This is a genomic window from Nocardia sp. CC227C (assembly GCF_030767025.1).
Classification (GTDB): Bacteria; Actinomycetota; Actinomycetes; order Mycobacteriales; family Mycobacteriaceae; genus Nocardia.
The window spans coordinates 120,425-138,664 of record NZ_JASITE010000014.1 but is presented as its reverse complement, the minus strand read 5'-3'; the positions used below and the strand labels follow the sequence as shown (position 1 = coordinate 138,664).

At 69.7% G+C, this 18,240-nt stretch carries 20 protein-coding genes; 7 read left to right on the top strand and 13 right to left on the bottom strand.

Translation table 11 applies throughout. The features are described 5' to 3' along the window. Positions 1–2: 2 nt before the first annotated feature. From QMO76_RS26490 to pgsA, 10 genes are all read right to left on the bottom strand, one after another. Positions 3–1,433, bottom strand: a complete 1,431-nt coding sequence (locus QMO76_RS26490; RefSeq protein ID WP_306364037.1) for a sugar ABC transporter permease — start codon at positions 1,431–1,433, stop codon at positions 3–5. Beyond that, entirely contained in the window at positions 1,430–2,203 is a 774-nt protein-coding gene (locus QMO76_RS26485; RefSeq protein ID WP_306364036.1) for an ATP-binding cassette domain-containing protein, read from the bottom strand. Before QMO76_RS26485 ends, QMO76_RS26490 begins: the two co-directional genes overlap by 4 nt. Before the next feature lie 6 nt (positions 2,204–2,209). Next, the gene (locus QMO76_RS26480) at positions 2,210–3,367 is read right to left on the bottom strand and encodes a sugar ABC transporter substrate-binding protein (RefSeq protein WP_306364035.1); all 1,158 of its coding nucleotides are present in this window, start codon (positions 3,365–3,367) and stop codon (positions 2,210–2,212) included. Positions 3,368–3,474: 107 nt separating this feature from the next. Further along, positions 3,475–4,419 (bottom strand): NADP-dependent oxidoreductase, encoded by a 945-nt coding sequence (locus QMO76_RS26475; protein WP_306364034.1) that lies wholly within the window; start codon positions 4,417–4,419, stop codon positions 3,475–3,477. 188 nt (positions 4,420–4,607) lie between these two features. Continuing rightward, entirely contained in the window at positions 4,608–4,784 is a 177-nt protein-coding gene (locus QMO76_RS26470) for a hypothetical protein (RefSeq protein WP_306364033.1), read from the bottom strand. Positions 4,785–4,943: 159 nt separating this feature from the next. Next, complete coding sequence (locus tag QMO76_RS26465) at positions 4,944–6,578, bottom strand: hypothetical protein (RefSeq protein ID WP_306364032.1); 1,635 nt, start codon at positions 6,576–6,578, stop codon at positions 4,944–4,946. A gap of 217 nt (positions 6,579–6,795) precedes the next feature. After that, on the bottom strand, positions 6,796–7,626 hold the full coding sequence (pspA, locus tag QMO76_RS26460) for a phage shock protein PspA (protein ID WP_306364031.1): 831 nt from the start codon (positions 7,624–7,626) through the stop codon (positions 6,796–6,798). A 203-nt stretch (positions 7,627–7,829) separates the two neighbouring features. Further along, positions 7,830–8,243 carry a helix-turn-helix domain-containing protein gene (locus QMO76_RS26455; protein ID WP_306364030.1) on the bottom strand — a complete coding sequence of 138 codons (414 nt, stop codon included), beginning with the start codon at positions 8,241–8,243 and terminating at the stop codon, positions 7,830–7,832. 93 nt (positions 8,244–8,336) lie between these two features. Further along, a complete protein-coding gene (locus QMO76_RS26450) occupies positions 8,337–8,846 on the bottom strand; it encodes a CinA family protein (protein ID WP_372342088.1) in 510 nt (169 codons plus the stop codon). Between the two features lie 11 nt (positions 8,847–8,857). Beyond that, the gene (pgsA, locus tag QMO76_RS26445) at positions 8,858–9,523 is read right to left on the bottom strand and encodes a CDP-diacylglycerol--glycerol-3-phosphate 3-phosphatidyltransferase (RefSeq protein ID WP_306364029.1); all 666 of its coding nucleotides are present in this window, start codon (positions 9,521–9,523) and stop codon (positions 8,858–8,860) included. A 119-nt stretch (positions 9,524–9,642) separates the two neighbouring features. On the opposite strand from pgsA, the gene QMO76_RS26440 reads away from it, so the two are divergent. Both QMO76_RS26440 and QMO76_RS26435 read left to right on the top strand, forming a co-directional pair. Continuing rightward, a complete protein-coding gene (locus tag QMO76_RS26440) occupies positions 9,643–10,185 on the top strand; it encodes an amino-acid N-acetyltransferase (RefSeq protein ID WP_306364028.1) in 543 nt (180 codons plus the stop codon). 73 nt (positions 10,186–10,258) lie between these two features. Continuing rightward, a complete protein-coding gene (locus tag QMO76_RS26435) occupies positions 10,259–10,543 on the top strand; it encodes a YciI family protein (protein WP_306364027.1) in 285 nt (94 codons plus the stop codon). Positions 10,544–10,556: 13 nt separating this feature from the next. On the opposite strand, the gene QMO76_RS26430 is transcribed toward QMO76_RS26435, so the two are convergent. Beyond that, on the bottom strand, positions 10,557–11,711 hold the full coding sequence (locus tag QMO76_RS26430) for a DUF6236 family protein (protein WP_306364026.1): 1,155 nt from the start codon (positions 11,709–11,711) through the stop codon (positions 10,557–10,559). A gap of 147 nt (positions 11,712–11,858) precedes the next feature. On the opposite strand from QMO76_RS26430, the gene QMO76_RS26425 reads away from it, so the two are divergent. The 5 genes from QMO76_RS26425 (at position 11,859) to QMO76_RS26410 (ending at position 16,550) form a co-directional block, all read left to right on the top strand. Beyond that, complete coding sequence (locus QMO76_RS26425) at positions 11,859–13,460, top strand: cytochrome P450 (protein ID WP_306364025.1); 1,602 nt, start codon at positions 11,859–11,861, stop codon at positions 13,458–13,460. Beyond that, a complete protein-coding gene (locus QMO76_RS26420; RefSeq protein WP_306364024.1) occupies positions 13,457–14,521 on the top strand; it encodes a terpene synthase family protein in 1,065 nt (354 codons plus the stop codon). Before QMO76_RS26425 ends, QMO76_RS26420 begins: the two co-directional genes overlap by 4 nt. A 200-nt stretch (positions 14,522–14,721) precedes the next feature. Then, a complete protein-coding gene (locus tag QMO76_RS26415; RefSeq protein ID WP_306364023.1) occupies positions 14,722–15,639 on the top strand; it encodes a phosphatidylinositol mannoside acyltransferase in 918 nt (305 codons plus the stop codon). A gap of 6 nt (positions 15,640–15,645) precedes the next feature. Beyond that, complete coding sequence (locus QMO76_RS35425) at positions 15,646–16,227, top strand: DUF5994 family protein (protein WP_372342087.1); 582 nt, start codon at positions 15,646–15,648, stop codon at positions 16,225–16,227. Continuing rightward, the gene (locus tag QMO76_RS26410; RefSeq protein WP_306364022.1) at positions 16,224–16,550 is read left to right on the top strand and encodes a hypothetical protein; all 327 of its coding nucleotides are present in this window, start codon (positions 16,224–16,226) and stop codon (positions 16,548–16,550) included. The genes QMO76_RS35425 and QMO76_RS26410 overlap by 4 nt, the downstream gene beginning before the upstream one ends. 66 nt (positions 16,551–16,616) lie before the next feature. On the opposite strand, the gene QMO76_RS26405 is transcribed toward QMO76_RS26410, so the two are convergent. Both QMO76_RS26405 and QMO76_RS26400 read right to left on the bottom strand, forming a co-directional pair. Beyond that, positions 16,617–17,354: a GAF and ANTAR domain-containing protein gene (locus tag QMO76_RS26405; protein ID WP_306364021.1), complete on the bottom strand. Its 738-nt coding sequence runs from the start codon at positions 17,352–17,354 to the stop codon at positions 16,617–16,619. A 50-nt stretch (positions 17,355–17,404) separates the two neighbouring features. Continuing rightward, positions 17,405–18,184, bottom strand: coding sequence for an ANTAR domain-containing protein (locus QMO76_RS26400; protein WP_306364020.1), 780 nt, complete (start codon positions 18,182–18,184; stop codon positions 17,405–17,407). Positions 18,185–18,240: the final 56 nt, after the last annotated feature.

Here is an 18,240-nt window from a genome sequence, read left to right as displayed (position 1 = left end):
GCTCACCGTCCCGACGCGGCGCTGCGACGGCGGGACAGGGCGTCGACGGTGGCGGCCAGCAGCAGCACCAGTCCGGTCACGATGGAGACCACCGCGGCGGGCTGGCGCAGCAGGCCCAGACCGTTCGCGACCACCGCGAGCACCGCGCCGCCGATGACGGCGTCGGCCACCCGGCCCTTGCCGCCGAACAGCGAGGTGCCGCCGATCACGGCCGCGCCCACCGCGAACAGCAGCGTATTGAGCCCGCCCGCCTGCGGGTCGACCGAGCCGACCTTGGACGAGTAGACGATGGCCCCGACCGCCGCGCACGACGAGCTGATGACGAAAACGCTGGCCCGCAACCGGGTTACGTCGATACCGGCGCGCCGGGCCGCCTCCCGGTTGCCGCCCACCGCGTAGATGTGGCGGCCGTAGGTGGTGCGGTTGAGCACATAGGTGCCGACCACCAGCAGCGCCAGCACGATCGGCACCACGTACGGCACGCCGGAGATCTCGATGAGATCGCTCGGCGAGCGGTTCACGGTGAGCAGCGCGGTCACCACGGCCGCGAATCCGGTGAGCGCCACCACCTTAGTGACCACCAGCGGGGTCGGCCGGGTCACCAGTCCCCGCTTGCGCCGCCGCAGATGGCCGCCCAGCGTGACCGCCGCGTAGCCCCCGGCCGCGATGACGAACAGCGCCCAGCTGCCGACCGTGGACAGATTGCCGTTGGCGACCTGGTCCAGCACGTGCGAGGAGCTGATACCCAGGACACCGCCCTCACCGATGAGCTGCAGGATCACCCCCTGCCAGGCGAGGAACAGCGCGAGCGTCACCACGAAGGAGGGCATGCCGATCTTGGCGATCAGGAAGCCGGTGATGCAACCGATGGCGGTGCCCACGCACACCGCCAGCAGCATCTCCACCCACGGGTTCGCCTCGAAGCCGACGACGGCGATGGCGACGCCGAGCAGCGACATGAACACGCCGGGCCAGATGCGCAGGAACGCCGCCAGCGCGGCGGCCAGCACCAGCATGGCCACGAAGACGATGAAGACCGTGGATCCCATGCCGGAGAGCAGATTCCCGTTCTCCACGTAGTGCATGGCCAACACCGCGCCCGCCACTCCGGAGGCGGTGCCCGCGGACAGGTCGATCTCACCGATCAGCAGCACGTACACGATGCCGATGGCGATGATGGTCTGCCCCGCGCCCTGGGCCAGCAGATTGGCGATGTTGTTGAGCGAGAGGAAGACGTCCGACAGCACCGAGAACAGCACCACCAGCGCGATGAGCCCCAATACCGCCGGCAGGGAGCCGATATCGCCGGACCGTACGCGAATCAGATAGTCGCGCAGCGCGTCCCGGGTGGACATGGTGGTGGTGTCGATCCCGAAATCGGCGACCGCGATGGAGTCGGCGGCCGGTGTGGCCGCGGGTTCGGAAGTCTTCACAGCGCCACCGCCTCCGGTCGAGCCAGCCCGAGTTCACCGGACCGGCCCGCGGTGATCAGTTCCACCACCTGGGCGTGCGTGACGTCGGCCGCCCGCACCTGCGCCGCCATCCGGCCCAGGTAGAGCACGGCGACGCGGTCGGCCACCTCGAACACGTCCGCGAGATTGTGGCTGATCAGCACCACTCCGAGCCCCTGTTCGGCGAGCCTGCGCACCAGGTCGAGCACCTGGCGGGTCTGGGCAACGCCGAGCGCGGCGGTGGGCTCGTCCAGCAGCACCAGATTGCTGTTCCACAGCACGGCTTTGGCGATGGCGACCGTCTGCCGCTGCCCGCCGGACAGCGCCGAGACCGGGGTGCGGACCGATTTCACGGTGCGCACGCCCAGGGAGGCGAGGGTGCGCCGCGCCGCCTCCTCCATACTCGCCTCGTCGAGGAACCAGGGTCGGCCGCGCTCGCGGCCGAGGAACATGTTCGCGACGATATCGAGATTGTCGGCCAGCGCCAGATCCTGGTAGACGACCTCGATCCCCAGGGCCGCAGCGTCTTTCGGTCCGTGGATGCGCACGTTCTCGCCGCGGAAGCGCACCGCGCCGGAGTCGGCCGGGTGGATGCCGGCAATACATTTCACCAGCGTGGACTTGCCCGCGCCATTGTCGCCCACCAGGGCGGTGACCGATCCGGCCGGGACGGTGAAGTCCACCTCGTGCAGTACCCGCACCGGGCCGAAACTCTTGTTCAGCCCGGTGATGTCGAGCAATGGCTCGGTCATGGCGGATCAGCCGATGCCGAGTTCGGCGCAGGTGGCGCTGAGGTCACCGGAGCAGACGTCGGCGGCCGACACGTAGCCGGTGTCGATGACCGTCTTCACCTGATCCTTCAGGATCGTCTGCGGTTCCAGCAGCACGGATTTCACCTCACGATCGCCCTTGGGGTCCTGACTCACGTCCTGGGCCAACGCATCCGCGGCCGCCGTGTCGCCCTTGGCCAGGGCGGCGGCCAGTTTGGCGGCGGCCTCGGCCTCGGCCTGGATCGGCTTGAACACCGTCATGTACTGGTCGCCGCGCAGCACCGCCTTGAGGCCCTCCACGGTGGCGTCCTGGCCGGTGACCGGAACCTGCCCGTTGAGGCCGTTCTTCTTGAGCACGGTGATCACGGCGCCCGCCAGGCCGTCGTTGGCGGCGACCACGCCGTCGACCTTGCCGCCGTTGCCGGTGAGCAGCTGTTCGAAGACGGTGCCGCCCTTCTGGTTGTCCCAGCCGTCGATGGGCTGGCTGTGCACCAGTTTCAGCGCGCCCGAATCGTAGAGCGGCTGCAGGACATTGGTCTGGCCCTGGTGGAAGAGGGTCGCGTTGTTGTCGGTCGGAGCTCCCTCGATCTCGATGACCTCCGCGCCCGGCTTGTCCTTCAGGGCGTCGGCCATGGCCTGGCCCTGGAGTTCGCCGACGCGCACATTGTCGAAGGACACGTAGTAGTCGGAGGATCCGCCGAGGCTGAGCCGGTCGTAGTCGATGGTGGGGATGCCCGCGCGCTGCGCCTTGGCGGCGACGGTGCTGCCCACCTCGCTGTTGATGGCGGCGATGACGAGCACCTTCACGCCCTGGGCGATCATGCCGTCGGCCAGGGCGCTGAACTTCTGCACGTCGCCCTGGGCGTTCTGCACGTCGGCGTCGAACCCCTCGGCACGCAGGGCCTGTTCGAGCATGGGCTTGTCGAAGGACTCCCAGCGGGCGGAGGTTGCGGTCTCCGGAAGGATCACCCCGACGGTGCCGCTGCCGCCACCCGCCGCGGTGTCGGGGTCTTCGTCGCGGGCCGTATTGGAGCCGCAGGCGGTGAGTGCCATGAGCCCGGACATGGCCAGGGCGCACAGCGTATACGCCCGACGACGGCGGGTGCGCCGGGAGTTTCGGGGCGGGAGCGGGGTTTTCGTCCTCATCGGGTGACCTTTCGAGCGGCGGTCACGATAGGCGACCGCGCACCGACTAAATGTTGTGGGCAACAACATATGCGACGGCGGTCGCCTCCGAAGGCGAATTGCCCGAATCAGGGCAGCAGCACGACCTTCCCTCCCGCATGACCCGCGATGACGAACTCGTGCGCGGCGGCGACGTCGGTGAGCGGATAGGTCGCGGCGATGACGAGTTCCAGTTCGTCCGTGTCGAGCAGACCGAGCAGTTCCCGCCACGCCCCCGCCCGGATCTCGGTGCCCGGGTCCGCACCCGGACCGCCGCCCAGCGCCTTGATACCGGTCTCGGCGATTCGGTCGAAGGCCGCGATGGTGGCGATGCGCGCACGGTCGGCGACCAACTCCAAGGAGACGTCGACGGCCTCGTCGGTGCCGACGGTGTCGATGGCGGCGTCCGCCCCACCGGGGGCGAGGGCGCGCACGCGATCGGCGAGACCCGGCCCGTAGGCGACCGGTTCGACCCTGTAGCCGCGCAGGCGTTCGTGGCGGGCGGGGGCCGCGGTGCCGATCACCCGCGCACCGCGAGCCACGGCCAGCTGCGCGGCGGTCGCGCCGACACTGCCCGCGGCACCGTGCACGAGCACCGTGTCGCCGGCGCGCACGTCGGTGGCCGCCAAGGTATGGACGGCGGTTCCGCCGACGGTCTGGATTCCGCCCGCGACTTCCCAGCTCACCGCCTTCGGTTTGGGAACCACGCGCTCGGCCCGCGCGGTGACGACGGTGGCGTAGCCGCCGTCCACCCGGGCCAGCACCTCGTCACCGACCTGTATCGGCCCGGCCGGGCCGGTGGCGTCGGGTCCCACGGCCGTCACCACACCGGACACCTCGCCGCCCAGCCGCAGCGGCAGGGCCTTCGGGTCGGTGCCGAAAGCTCCGGAGTAGCGCTTGTAGTCGAAGGGGTTCACCCCGGCCGCCCGCACCTCGATGGTCACCTCACCCGGACCGGGAGCGGGTACGTCGATCTCGATGGGGGTCAGGACCTCCGGGCCACCGTAGGCGGTGGCGACAATCGCGATAGCCATAGCGCGGTCAACGGTTGGATCGAGTGGACTGTTCCCCCCGGGACGCACGACGCCGGATCGCGCACCGGTGATCCGGGCGGCCGCAGCGAGGCCCGGGGGCGTCGGAGCGGGGCGGACGTGCGCCCGACACAGCATCGGGCCGCCCGCGCGAATGGTCGCGGGCGGCCCGATCGGCTGTGCCGGTGCGGCTACATCTTGCTGATCGTCGACTTGTTGTCCGAGCCCGACACCGCCTTGTACAGCAGGTACAGCCCGAACACCACGAGGCTGATCATGAGGATCGGAAACAGGCCCTTGATCAGCGCGCCGATAATAGCGAGCGCGATCCACACCACCGCGACGACGCCGATGATCTTCCACAGCATTGGTACCTCCCGAAGTCTTCCGAACCGGCGGTCGCGCGATCCGACACCCTCCATACTCGCAGGGCCGCGAGTGAAAAACACCAGGTCAGCACCAATATCCGGGAAAGTTCAGGGTTCACCCTGAGCCGGTGGCGTCGGCGCGGTAGCGACTATCGGCGGTCAGGCCGTGGGTGGGGTGGCGCGGTAGCGGCCGTCGGCGAGGTCGGTGAGGGCCTGTGCCCAGCCGTCCATGCGGTCGGCGGCGTCGCGCAGGTCCACCATGGCCCAGCCGAGGTCGTCGGCGAGAGCCGCGCTCTCGGGGACGGCGAGCACCTGGGCGGCCGCGGCCACGATCCGCTCGTATTCGGCGACGCCGGCGTCGAGGCGTCCGGCGGCGATCCGAATGTGTTCGGCCAACGGCGACTTCGCGTGGGACAGGGCGCTCGCGGCACGTTCCATGGCGACCAGGTCGGCGGCCAGGGCATGCAGGGCGGACGCCCCCGAACCGGCGGTCTCCAGGGTGTCGGTGAGATCGTCGGTGGGCAGTCGTCCCGAGCGGGCGATCTGATTGCCGAGCCCGTGCATGGCGCGTTCGGCCCGCACCAGCCGTGCGATCGCCGCCCGCGCGGCCGAACGCATCGGCGGCAGCCGTTTGGGCTGGAACGCTGCCGGTGGCAGCGGGTCGTTGCGAATCTGCAAGTACCGCTTGGTGGTCACGGCCGCCCCGGTCACCAGCGCCACGGCGCCGCCGCCGACCACCACCACGGCCCAAGCGGGCGCGGAGATCAGTACCAGGCCGATGGTGCCGATGGTCGTCACCCCCGACGCGGTGCCCAACCGCAGGCTGCGCCGCCGCACCCGCCGCCGCTTGCGCAGCTCCCGCTCCCGCGGATCGGCCCAGCGCCGCACCGTGGCGAATGCCTGCTCCCCCATGCCGCGCAGCGTCTCGGGCAGCCGCTGCGCCAACTCCTCCGGCTCCACCCCGGCCGGAGCCAATAGCTCCCGGACGGTCTCGGTAGCCCGTTCCCGAGCCTCACGCACCCCGAACACCGTCGATTCGCGGCTACCGGCCGCCCCACGCGCGCCTGCGCCCGGACCGAACCCGTCACCGGCCCGGCCGTCCCGCTGATCCCCATGCGAGTCACCGCGCCCGGCCGCACCGCGCGAGCGATCGCGCCCGGCACCATCACGCGGATCGCCGCGATCGGCCGCACCGCGCGGACCATCGTGATCCGTATTGCCGCGCGGGCCGAGCAGCTCGGTACTGTCACGCGGACCAGCATCCGCGACACCACCGCGCGAACCATCGTGTTGCGAACCACCACGCTCGGCACTGTCCCGCCGTGCGCCACCCGCGCTGTCGGCACCGGATCGGGCATCCCGTGTGTCATCGACGGACTGCCCGTCTCCGCGGGCTCGCTGCCGCGAGGTGTCGGAGTCCCGATGGCCGCCGTGCGGCTGCGATCGGGTCTGGTCGCGCGTCGCGGCCCGATCGGTGGTGGCCGCCCACTGCTCGTGCACGACGCCGATATCGAAGCCCGGCAAGGGGTTCCACGCCCGCCCCGAGGAGCTTGCGGGCGCGCCTGTCGCAGACGGATCGGAGCGGTCTTGGACCCCGGGCTCCCGCGGAAGTCCGGCCGCGCCGAAAGCTGTTGCGGCGCTGCTGGATTCAGGAGCCGTTCCGGTCACCGGAGCCGGATGGCCGAGGTGGCCCGGCGGTTCCGGCCGGTCCGGGCGGGCGGGCGAGGGGTACTGCGATGCGGTCCGCCCGGCGTCGGGGCCGTGTTCGCCGTGCGGCGAGGAGCCCTTCGTCACGGGCGGTGTGGACGGTGACGTCACGTCCGGTTCGGGTGCGGACCCCAGGCCCGGGATCGGGAACCGGAATCCGGTCGGGCGCTCCGCTACCGGTTTACGGCGGAAGCGGGCGCGGGGGGTCGCGGGCTCACCCGCTGCCCGCGATCTCCCCATCGGTCGAACCTTTCACCTGATAGCTGCGCAGCGCTCGCGGCGGGGCCCGCCGGAGCGCCGGAGACTACTGCTGCTGTGCGCTGCGGTCCTTGTTCAGCTGCGGCTGGGCCGGATTGGCCGCGGCCTGGCCCTGATCGAGCTGCGGGGCCGCGCCGCTGGAGGGCAGGGCGTCGCCGCGCATGGAGGCTCGGATCTGCTCGAGCCGGTTGTGGCCCGCCATCTGGACGCTGGCCTGCTGCACTTCCATCATGCGGCCCTGCACCGAGTTCTGCGCCAGCTCGGCCGCGCCGAGGGCGTTGGCGTAGCGGCGTTCGATCTTCTCGCGCACCGCGTCCAGGCTCGGGGTGGTGCCGGGGGCGGTGAGCGTGGAGTCCATCCGCTGCAGGGAGGCCGACACCTGCTCCTGCATCTTGGCCTGCTCCAGCTGGGACAGCAGCTTGGTGCGCTCGGCGACCTTCTGCTGCAGCAGCATGGCGTTCTGCTCCACCGCCTTCTTGGCCTGCGCGGCGGCCTGCAGCGACTGGTCGTGCAGCACCTTCAGGTCCTCGACGGACTGCTCGGCGGTCACCAGCTGCGCCGCGAAAGCCTCGGCGGCGTTGGTGTACTGGATCGCCTTCTCGGTGTCCCCGGCATTGGTGGCCTGGTCGGCGAGCATGACCGCCTGGCGGGCATTGGCGTTGAGCTTCTCCACCTCGTCGAGTTGACGGTTGAGCTTCATCTCCAGCTGACGCTGGTTGCCGATGACCGAAGCGGCCTGCTGCGACAGTGCCTGATGCTGGCGCTGGGCTTCCTCGATAGCCTGCTGGATCTGAACCTTCGGATCCGCGTGCTCCTCGATCTTGGAGTCGAAGAGGGCCATCAGGTACTTCCAGGCCTTGACGAACGGATTAGCCATCGATTGATCCCGCCTCCATCTGACGTGCCGCGCGAGCCCACGCGACATAGTGCGCGACCGTCACGCACCCCGTTGTGTCCCTATCCTCCACTGCGCGGTAGTCGTTGAAATCCGGGACGGTCCCCTAGGGGACCGTCCCCGCACAACACTCCCGGCACGAAGCCTACCGAGAATTTATCCCTTTCGGCTCCATCGCACAGTGTTCAGTCGGCCGCGACCAGCACCAGCCGATCCGATGTGGGCGCCGGGATGACGAACCGGGGGCCGAACGCGCCGTCCCCGCCACGCGGCGTCCCGCCGGAACCAGCGGTACCGGCCGTGGCGGCGGTCGCCGTCGCCGCCCCCGAACCGACGGGTGCGGCGGCCGCGCGCTCGGTCTCGCGGTCGGCGTCGGCCATGGCCGCGCTCACATCGAAGAGCACCTGCGCCAGCGGCACATCCAGCGCCTGGCAGATGGCCGCCAGCAGCTCACTGGACGCTTCCTTGCGGCCGCGCTCGACCTCCGACAGGTATCCCAGGCTGACCCGTGCGGAGGTGGAGACCTCCCGCAGCGTCCGGCTCTGGGCGACCCGAGCGCGCCGCAGACTTTCCCCGATGGCTTCTCGCAGCAGCGTCATCTCGTTCTCCTCACACTCGTCGCCGGGCGGGTGGGTCGAATCCCGGAGCCTGACTGGACAACGTCCAGCGGCGCCCTCGCGTTCCCGAACGCCTCAACCACCCCGCACGCCGCGGAGCAGTTCGGTGATCGCGGCGCGAACCGCGGTCACCCTGATCGTCCACCGGTCACCGGACAGTTTCAACCGAATCACCTCGGTGCCCTCCGGACCCGCCAATCCAAGGAATACCGTGCCGACCGGCCTGCCGTCCTGCGGTTCGGGTCCGGCGACCCCCGTCAATCCGACGCCCCAGTCGGCTCCGCACCGGATGCGCGCGCCCACGGCCAGCTGTTCGGCAGTGCTGGCGGCCACCGGTCCGTCGGTGTCGAGCGTGTCGGCGCTCACACCGGCGAGGGTCGCCTTGAGGTCGGTGGCGTAGACGACGAGTCCCCCGCGCAATACGGTGCTCGCACCCGGAACTCCGGCAATGGTGGCCGAGAGCAGTCCGGCGGTGAGCGATTCCGCGGTCGCCATCGTCCGCCCCGCCGCACGCAGCGCGCGCACCAGATCGGCGGCCGGCGCCTCGGCGGTCAGGGGATCGGTCGAGGGCGTCACGGCGGTCACGGCCGGACCCGTCAGACCGTGCGGCGCGGCGCGCCGAACCAGAGCCGGGCCGCCTGCACCACATAGTCGAGGCCGGTGGCGACGGTCAGCGCCACCGCCGCGTACATCAGCAGCATGCCGGCGGTGAACCAGCCGTCCGAGAGCGGCAGCAGCAGCACCGCGATGGCCACCGACTGCACCAGCGTCTTGAGTTTGCCGCCGCGACCGGCCGGGATCACCCCGCGCCGGACCACCGCCAGGCGCAGCAGCGTGATCCCGATCTCGCGGGCGCCGATGACGATGGTGATCCACCACGGCAGATCGCCCAGCATGGACAGCCCCACCAGGGCCGCGCCGATCAGCGCCTTGTCCGCGATCGGATCGGCGAGTTTGCCGAAATCGGTGATCAGCCCGTATTTCCGGGCCAGCTGCCCGTCGATGCGGTCGGTGATGGCGGCGATGCCGAACAGCGCCGCCGCGGCCCACCGCCACGCGGTGTCGTGGCCGCCGCCCGCGAACAGGGCCGCCAGGAACAACGGGACGATGGCGATGCGCAGCACCGTCAGCACATTGGCCACGTTCATCAGCGGCACGGCGGCCGGTTCGACGGCGCCGACCTCCGGTCGGGGCGCGGGCGCGAATCCGGAATGCGGGGAACCCGCCCCGGCCCAGCGGCCCTCCTCACGTTGCACGGTCACCAGCGCCCCCACCGGCCGCCGACTCGGCCAAGAGACCCGGCGACGACCGGGCAGCGGGGGGACTGGATGTGCGACACACCTTCAGACTATCGGTACGGGGGCCGACTACTGTGCACCCCATGACAACACGGGCACCTCACAGCGGTTCGGTAGGCGGCGCGGCGGCGGGTACTCCCGTCGTGCGCCGCGCCCGCGCCTCGGATGTGCCCGAGATCAAGGGCCTGGTCGACATGTACGCGGGCCGGATCCTGCTGGAGAAGAACCTCGTGAACCTCTACGAGGCGGTGCAGGAATTCTGGGTGGCCGAACTCGACGGCCGGCTGGTCGGCTGCGGCGCCCTGCACGTGCTGTGGGCCGACCTCGGCGAGGTGCGCACCGTGGCCGTGCACCCGGACGTGAAGGGCTCGGGGGTCGGACACCTGCTCGTCGCGCAGCTCATCACGGTGGCGCGGGAGCTGGAGCTGAAGCGCCTGTTCGTGCTCACCTTCGAGGTGGACTTCTTCGGCCGCCACGGTTTCGCCGAAATCGACGGCACCCCGGTCACCGCCGAGGTGTACGCCGAGATGTGCCGCTCCTACGACACCGGCGTCGCCGAATTCCTCGACCTCAGCTACGTCAAACCCAATACCCTCGGGAATACCCGAATGCTGTTGAACCTCTGAGCCTTTCGATAACGCCTCCGTCAGCCGACGGCCGTCCACCGAGAGCCGTCCACCCGATCAGAAAGTCCCACCCGTGCCGATCTTCGCCGTCCACTACACCTACACCGACGCCACCGCCGCGGCCCGCAACGAGCACCGCCCCGCACACCGGGCCTTCCTCAACGGCCTGGTCGATCAGGGCATCGTACTGACCAGCGGCCCGTATCCGGACGGGTCCGGAGCGCTGCTGCTCTTCCGCGTCGCCGAGGCCGAGGAGATGCCGAAGCTGCTGGCACAGGATCCGTTCGCGCAGCTGGGGCTGATCGAAGAGGTGCGGTATGTGGAATGGCTGCCGGTGATGGGCGCGTTCGCGGAGTAAGCCCGACCGCCGGTCAGCGCCGCATCATGGCGAGCAGCGACTTGCCGGTCAGCTTCCGGTCGGCCGTAAGCAGGTAGGAGACCGGCGTTTCCTGGATGGTGGTGCGGCGGGCGCGCATCCGGTCCGCGACGTACGGGACGACCGCGAAGGCGAAACCCGTTCCGGTACCGGCGAAATCGTCGGCTTCGGGGAGCGCCGCACCGGCGATCGCGGCGGCCGGCAGATCGACCTTGATGCCGAGCAGGCCGGGTCCGGCGTCGATTCCGAAGTCGCCCAGCGCTCGGCACAGCTCCTCGACCCGGGGTTTCGTCGTCGACCGGTAGACGTCCCGGAGCAGGCGGCGCGCCGCTTCCGGCCCCTCGGCAGGCGCGACGCCCGCCATTTCCTTCGACAGCGACCCGATGTGGTCCCGGAACGCCCGCAGGTCCCCCGCATGCCGCTCGCGAAAAGCGAGCAGCGTCGGCAACGGCACGTCACGCAACCGCTCGGGCCGCAGGGCGGCATGTGCTGCGAAGTGCAGGTACGCGTGCCGCGCGCCGTCGCTCACCGGCGCGGCCTCCGGGTCGTCGACCAGCAGGTCGTAGAGCCGGTCGAGGGTGCCGACGGCGGCGTGCGCGCGCGGATCGTCGGTCACGGGTGAGACCCGCTGCCGCGCCGCCACCACATCGGCGAGGGCGGTCAGGTAGAGGTCGGCGAGGCGAGGATGCATCCCGAGGTACGGACCGGTCGCCTCCTCGACGGTCACCGCCAAGCCCTCCTCCTCCAGCAGCCGGGACAGGGCGAGGTGCGCCTTCGGCCCGTCGGTCCCGGCATGGACCCACGCCAGGCCCGGAAACGCCCGGCGCGGCCCACCGGTCTTGCGCGGCGTGGCCGCCGCTCCCGCCGAGTCCACCACCGCCCGCCACCGGTACCGCTGCAATATCTGCGGCTCCCCCGAGGTGATGATGTCGCCGAAGATATTGGTGAGCCGCCGCAGATCCTCCCGAACCGGCTCCACGTCGTGCAGAAAATCGGTCTCCGCACGCAACCTCGCCACCGCGTCCGAATCGGTGTCCGACGCCGATCGCGGCCGAATCCGCGCGACATGGTCCCAGGTCAGCAGGGCCAGCTTCAGCCAATTCTCGTTCCGGAAACGCATCCACGGGTAATACAGGGCGATCTGTGACACGGCCCCAGCATGCCAGCAGCGCCGGAACACTGTCTCGCGGTAGCGCTGTTACGTCCGAATTGCGTTCGGCAACAGCCGATCTGTTCATCGGCTGGCGCGGTGACATCTTGCGACGAGACGCCGCTGAGACTAAAATCACAAGCGTCAGTGGGATTTCCGTTTTCGAACCATCCGGACTCGACCGTCGCACACCGATGGGCTCGACCACCGGACGTATCGTGCCCGCATTACGAATGTCGAAGCTTATTCGTGGCATTCCTCGGATACAGCACACATTCGGCTGATTTACGTTCGTCTGCTTTTCACGTCTCCGTTCGTATCGGCGAGAAGTCCTGCAACACCGGGCGATCCGACGAACCGAGCGAGAGGTGCCGCATGCGTTCCGTGCATTCCATTCCCAGTGCCCCGAAAGCGGCGCCGCTGGTCGGCCACGCCATTCCGCTGCTCCGAGATCCGACGCGCTTTCTCACCTCGCTGCCCACCGCGGAGAGTCTGATCCGGATTCGCATCGGACCCGCCCGGATCGTGCTTGCGTGCGATCCCGCGACGGTTCGCCAACTGCTGCGCGACGATCGGACGTTCGACAAGGGCGGACCCATCTACGACCGGATCCGCGAAGTGCTACGGGACAGTCTCGCCTCCTGCCCCTACGACGCCCATCGCCGGCAACGCCGCCTGGCACAGCCCGCGTTCCGCGCCGACCGGCTGCCGCGCTACGCGGAAACGATGACGGAATGCATTGTCGACGTCGTCGGCGCCTGGCCGGACGACGAGCCGCTGGACCTGCTGACCGAGATGATGACGATCACCTCGCGCGTCACGGCCGCCACGCTGTTGTCGAACCAGCTCCCCGCCGGACTGCTCGACAGACTGCTGGCCGATGTCGAATCCCTTTTCGACGGCTTCTATCTGCGCACCTTCCTGCCGCCGCCACTGGACCGCCTGCCGACACCGGGAAACCTGTCCTACCGTCGCGCGCACGCGAGCGTGCGCCGCACCGTCGACGAGATCATCGCGGAGCGGCGTCGCACGCCCGACGATCACGGCGACCTGCTGTCCGCCCTGATGGCCGCCCGCGATGACGAGCACGACGGCGGCGGGATGAGCGACGAGGAGATCACCGACACCATCATCGCGTTCTTCCTCGCCGGTACCGAGACCACCGCGACGACGCTGGCATGGGCGCTGTACCTGCTGGCCCGGAATCCGGAGGTCGAGCATCGGCTGCATGCCGAAGTCGACGCGGTGGTGACGGACCGGACCGCGCGCTACACCGATCTGCACCGACTCATACTGACCGAACGGGTGATCACCGAAGCGCTGCGCGTCTACTCACCGGCCTGGCTGTCCATGCGAGTGGTCACCGGCACCACCACGCTGGGCGGGTACACGCTGCCCGCCGGCACGACCGTGGCCTACAGCCCCTACCTGATCCATCATCGGGCGGATGTCTTCGCGCGGCCGGAATCCTTCGATCCGGACCGGTGGGGCCGCGACACCGCGCATCCCGCGCTCGAGCACTTCATTCCGTTCGGCGGGGGCGCTCGGAAATGCATCGGCGACCGATTCGGCATGACCGAGGCGACTCTGGCGCTGGCGACCATCGCGAGCCGATGGCGCTTGCGGCTGTCGACCGCCCAAGAGGTCACACCGGCGACGGGGCTACTGCTACGGCCCCGGCATCTGCTGATGACAGCGAACTCGCGACATACGACCTCCATCCGCGCGGGAGAGAGCGCCGACCGATGACCGCGGACGGCCGAAAGTCGATCAATGACGGCTTGCCCATACCGCGACTGGTCATGCCGTTCGAGGAATGCACCGCGAATCCCGCCGGTAGTGCCACCGAGGCCAGCTTGTGGACTTGGGTCGACTCGTTCGAGCTGACTCCGACCGCCGGCAGCCGCAGGCATCTGGAGCGCACCGAAACCCCCTGGATCGCGAGCCTGTTCTACCCGCGGGCGACACGTCACGTCCTGCCTCTCCTGACGCAGCACTTGGCCTGGGCGTTCATCGTCGATGACCAATTCGACGACGGTCCGGTAGGGCGCGATGTCGCGCAGGCCACGTCGGCCGTGGCCGAGCTGCGGGCGCAGCTGGAAACGAATCCGGCACCGGCGGGCAGCCGCCCCGCCCGGGCTCTGCACGATATCTGGACGCGTGCCGTCGCGGAGCGTTCTCGGGGTTGGATCGAACAGTTCGGAACCAGCATCGAGCAATGGCTGTACTCGCTGCGCCACGATGCCGAGGACCGGTGGCATGATCACCGCCCCACGATCGCGGAGTACCGACAGCGTCGACGCTACGGGTCCGGCATGCCGATGTTCTTCGATCTCGCGGAACTCTCCCTCGGAGTGGATATGGATCCGCGGCTGCGCGCACTGCCGGAGTATTCGCGGGCTCGGCTGTGGCTCGCGGAATGGATCGGATTGCACAACGACATCTACATGGCGCGCAAGGACCTCGAGATCGACCCGGCGCACAATGCCGTGTGCATCGTCCACCGGACAGGTCGGCGGTCGCTCGAACAATCGCTCGTCGCCGTTGCCGAGATGGCGGATCACTGTATGACGCGGTACCTGGAATGCGAGCGCGACTGCCTGTCGGCATTCGATGCCGTGGCGCCGTCACCACGAGCTCGTGCGGATGCCGCCCGGTGTTTCGATTCCTACCGGCAGGTCTGTCGAGCCTGTTTCGACATCGAGGGTCGTACACAGCGATACCGGAACGCGTCCGACTATCTGGCGGCCGCGCGGCACGGTCGAGACGAGGCCCCCGACTGGACCGCAGAGCGGCTGTTCGGCGATTGACCGCCCATCCGGCGGCCGCCGAGCGCTCTCCCCGGCGCCCGCGGCCGTGATCCGGTGGGCTGCCTCGAGATGTTCCTGCTCCGTTTCCGGTGCGCGGCCGCGCGGACGGAGGAGACTTCGGGAATGACCTGTCGATATCGGCCGCTGCCGAGCGGGTTCGGTCGCCGCGGCAGCGACGTCGCCCGCGCGGCGGCCGAGCGGTGAACCCGCGGGCCCGCGCCGCGGATCTGGGCTACGCGGCGGGCTGGCGGCTGGTGCGCGCCCTGCCGCAGCCGTGGGCGCTCGGTCTGTTCGAGCGCGCGGCCGATCGCGCCGCGCGCGACGGCGGGCCGATTCAGTTGCGGCGCAACCTGGCCCGGGTGCTGTCCACGACTCCGGAGCGGGTGCCCGACGAACTCGTGCGCGCGAGCGTGCGCTCCTACGCCCGGTACTGGTGCGAGTCGTTCCGGCTGCCGTCGATGGATCCGGTAGGTCTGGCCGACCACATCGAATCGGTGGCAACCGGGCTCGACCACATCCATGATGCCGTCGCGGGCGGGCGGGGCGCGGTGCTGGCACTGCCGCACAGCGGCAATTGGGATCTGGCGGGAGTCTGGCTGGTGCAGCGGGTCGGATCACCGACCGTGGTCGCCGAGCGGCTGCGCCCCGAGGCGCTGTACCAACGCTTCGTCCGGTTCCGGGAGGGGCTCGGATTCGAGATCGTCCCGCTCACCGGCGGCGCGACGCCACCGTTCGAACAACTGGCCGCGCGCCTGCGGCAGGGTCGCATGGTCGGGCTGCTCGGCGAGCGCGACCTGACCGGCTCGGGCGTACCGGTCGACTTCTTCGGCGAACCGGCTCGCATGCCCGCCGGACCCGCCCGGCTGGCGATCGACACCGGCGCGCCTCTGCTCCCGGTGCACTGCTGGTTCACCCCCGACGGCTGGGGTTTCCACGTCGACGCGCCGATCGATACCGCGCGCGGCGTCCGGCACGCCACCCAAGCCCTGGCCGACCGCTTCGCCGCCGGTATCGCCGCGCATCCGGCCGACTGGCACATGCTGCAACCGGTGTGGACCGCCGATTTCGCCGCCGCCCGGCCCGCCCCGGGGACGGGATCGCCGCGGTCGGTCGGATGACCCGTGATGTACCGCCTCGCCGTGATTCCGAAACCGGTCGGGAGACCGAGACGAACGCCCCGGCCAGGCGGGGGGATGAACCCGCGAACTCATCCGTCGGCGCGCGGACGTTCCGGTGCGGCGTCCAATTCCGTTGTCCCGCATGCGGGAGACCCGCAATCCAGCGAGCGATGCCCGCCCGGCCCCGGAATCCCGTGGTGCCCAGCAGCTCGTTCCGCCGATTCGATCGATGAACCGCGGCGGCCGGGTGCGTGTAGGCTGTGTGGTTGCGGTAACCATCAGAGAGTGCTCCCGATAGAGGTGGCATCAGCACCGCCGGCGGCCGGTTTCCGGTCAGACAGGAGCGTCACCATGACGCTGCCTCACCCAACGCACGCGCGACCACTACTCCTCATACCGCGTGACCACGGTGGTCACGCCGCTCCGGTCGACGGCGCCCGGTGGCCCCGGACCGGTGACCCCGCCGCCGAACCGCACGAACCGATCGACGCCGTCAGCGGCCCCCTCGGGCGCATGCTGCGCGTCGGATTCGATTGGCAGAACGCCAGTCCCGCCTCGAACCGGAACTATCGAATGCGCGCATCATGACACCCCCGCCCGGCCCGGAACGCCCCCTGTCGGCCCTGCGCCCCATACCATCCCCCGGATCCGCGAATGCCCGCCGATACCACGGATCAGATCACTTCCTCACCCTCGGCGACGGAGTCGTGCGCCGACTGCTGGATGTGCTGCTGCGCCTCGATACGATTCGCGGCGTGCTCGACGAGTCGGATTCAACCAGCGCGCAGGTAGCCGCCGCCCGCAACGACCTCAGCGCCTTGGTCGCGGAGCTGGAGAACCATATCCGCGTCAGCAATTCGGCGATGCTCGACATCACCAGTACCTGGCCGACCACCGAACCTGGACGCTGACCCGGCGCCGTTCGCTCGCGGCCGCCCGACCGACACCAGACCGGACAATCTGCGACCTATGGGCTGTCAGGGCTGAGGTCTGTGGCCGCTGAGAACAGCGTCCAACTCGACGCCGCGGTCGACAACGGCGTGGGCGAGATCGGCGAGACGGCGGTTCGTGTCGCGGGCGTAACGGCGCAGGGCGTGGAAGGCGGTGTCCATATCGACACCCGCTCGCTCGGCGAGCATGCCTTTGGCCTGTTCGATGATGACGCGGCTGTTGAGCGCATGCGCGAGCTGATCGTTGACCATCAGGGAGTCGGCGAGGACACGGGCATGCACGATGCCGATCGTGGCGAAGTCGGCCAGGGCCTGTCCGATCCGCAGGTCTTCCTCCGCCAGTACGCCCGGTTCGGCGGTGAACAGGTTCAACGCGCCGATACGATCCTCACGCAGGCGCAACGGCAACGCGCAGACCCCGCGGAATCCTTCCGCGAGCATGCGCTGTCCGAAGACCGGCCACCCGGTGGTTTCGGTGATGTCGCCGACGCGGACCGGTGTGCCGGTATGGAACGCTTGCAGGCAAGGTCCCGCTGCGGACTGGATCTGCAGCAGTTCGAGCAGTCGCAGTTCCTCGGAGGTGGAGGCGAAGACTTGCAGGTGCCCGTCGGCATCGGCGAGCATGACGCCCGCCGCGTCGGCGGCCAAGAGTTCGACGCTGGTTTCGACCAGCTGCTGCGTCAGCTCCAACGGGTCGTAGTCTGCGACCAAGGTGTCGACCAGCCGCACGAGCACCGTTGTGAGCGCTCGGTCCCTCTGTGCCATCGTCGGCTCACCTCTTCTCTGAGAAATCCTATGGAACTCATGGCCGTATCTCAATGCTCGGGCGCCGGGATCGGACCCTCAGGAGAGCCGTGGCCGGAATCCGGTCCGCCGTCCGGGAAGAACCGGAGGTTTCGCGCCACGACATCGGCGGCGACCTCGTCCACGCGACGCCCAACGGCGAAGGCATGCCCGACCAGGCGTGCGTAGGCGACCCCAGCCGGGGCGTTCAGTTGCACCGCGACCATCCCGGTCGCCTGGTGGATCTCACGTGCGGCGGTCGACAGCTCCCACCCGACACCCGATGCGATGCCGTCCTGCGGTGGGGTCAGCGCGGCGAGCAACACGGCGGTGACGATGCCGGCCACGCTCAGCGCGTCGCGATAGGCCGCGGGCTCGGCGACAACGGTCGCGGCATCGAGCAGATCCAGGTAGCCGAGGCGAATCGCACCCAGCTGCAAGGGGATCGAACACACCGCCGCGATGGTGGGGGTACCGTCCCATTGGGCCAACAGCGGCCAGCGGCCGCTACCCAGCATGGCCGACATGTCAGGCACCCGCACCGGCGCACCGTTGCGATGGGCGTCCTGGCCGGGCCCCTCCCCCGTGGCCGCCTGCGCATCGGCCAGCCAGGCCGCATCGGTGCCGGCGGTACCGAGGATCTCTCCCCGGCCGGAATCGGTGATCGCGGTGACCGCGGCACCGGAGATCGGCAGGATCCGGGTACACGCCAGGCACAGCCGATCTCCCGATGGTCGCGCGACGAGCCGTCCGTCGGCACTACCTCGCAACTCGGCCAGGAACCGTGCGGCGACCGAATCCGCGGGTCTCACGCGAACTCACCGAAACCGTGGTCCGGTACCCGTTCCATGCTGTGCTCCCGTCTGAC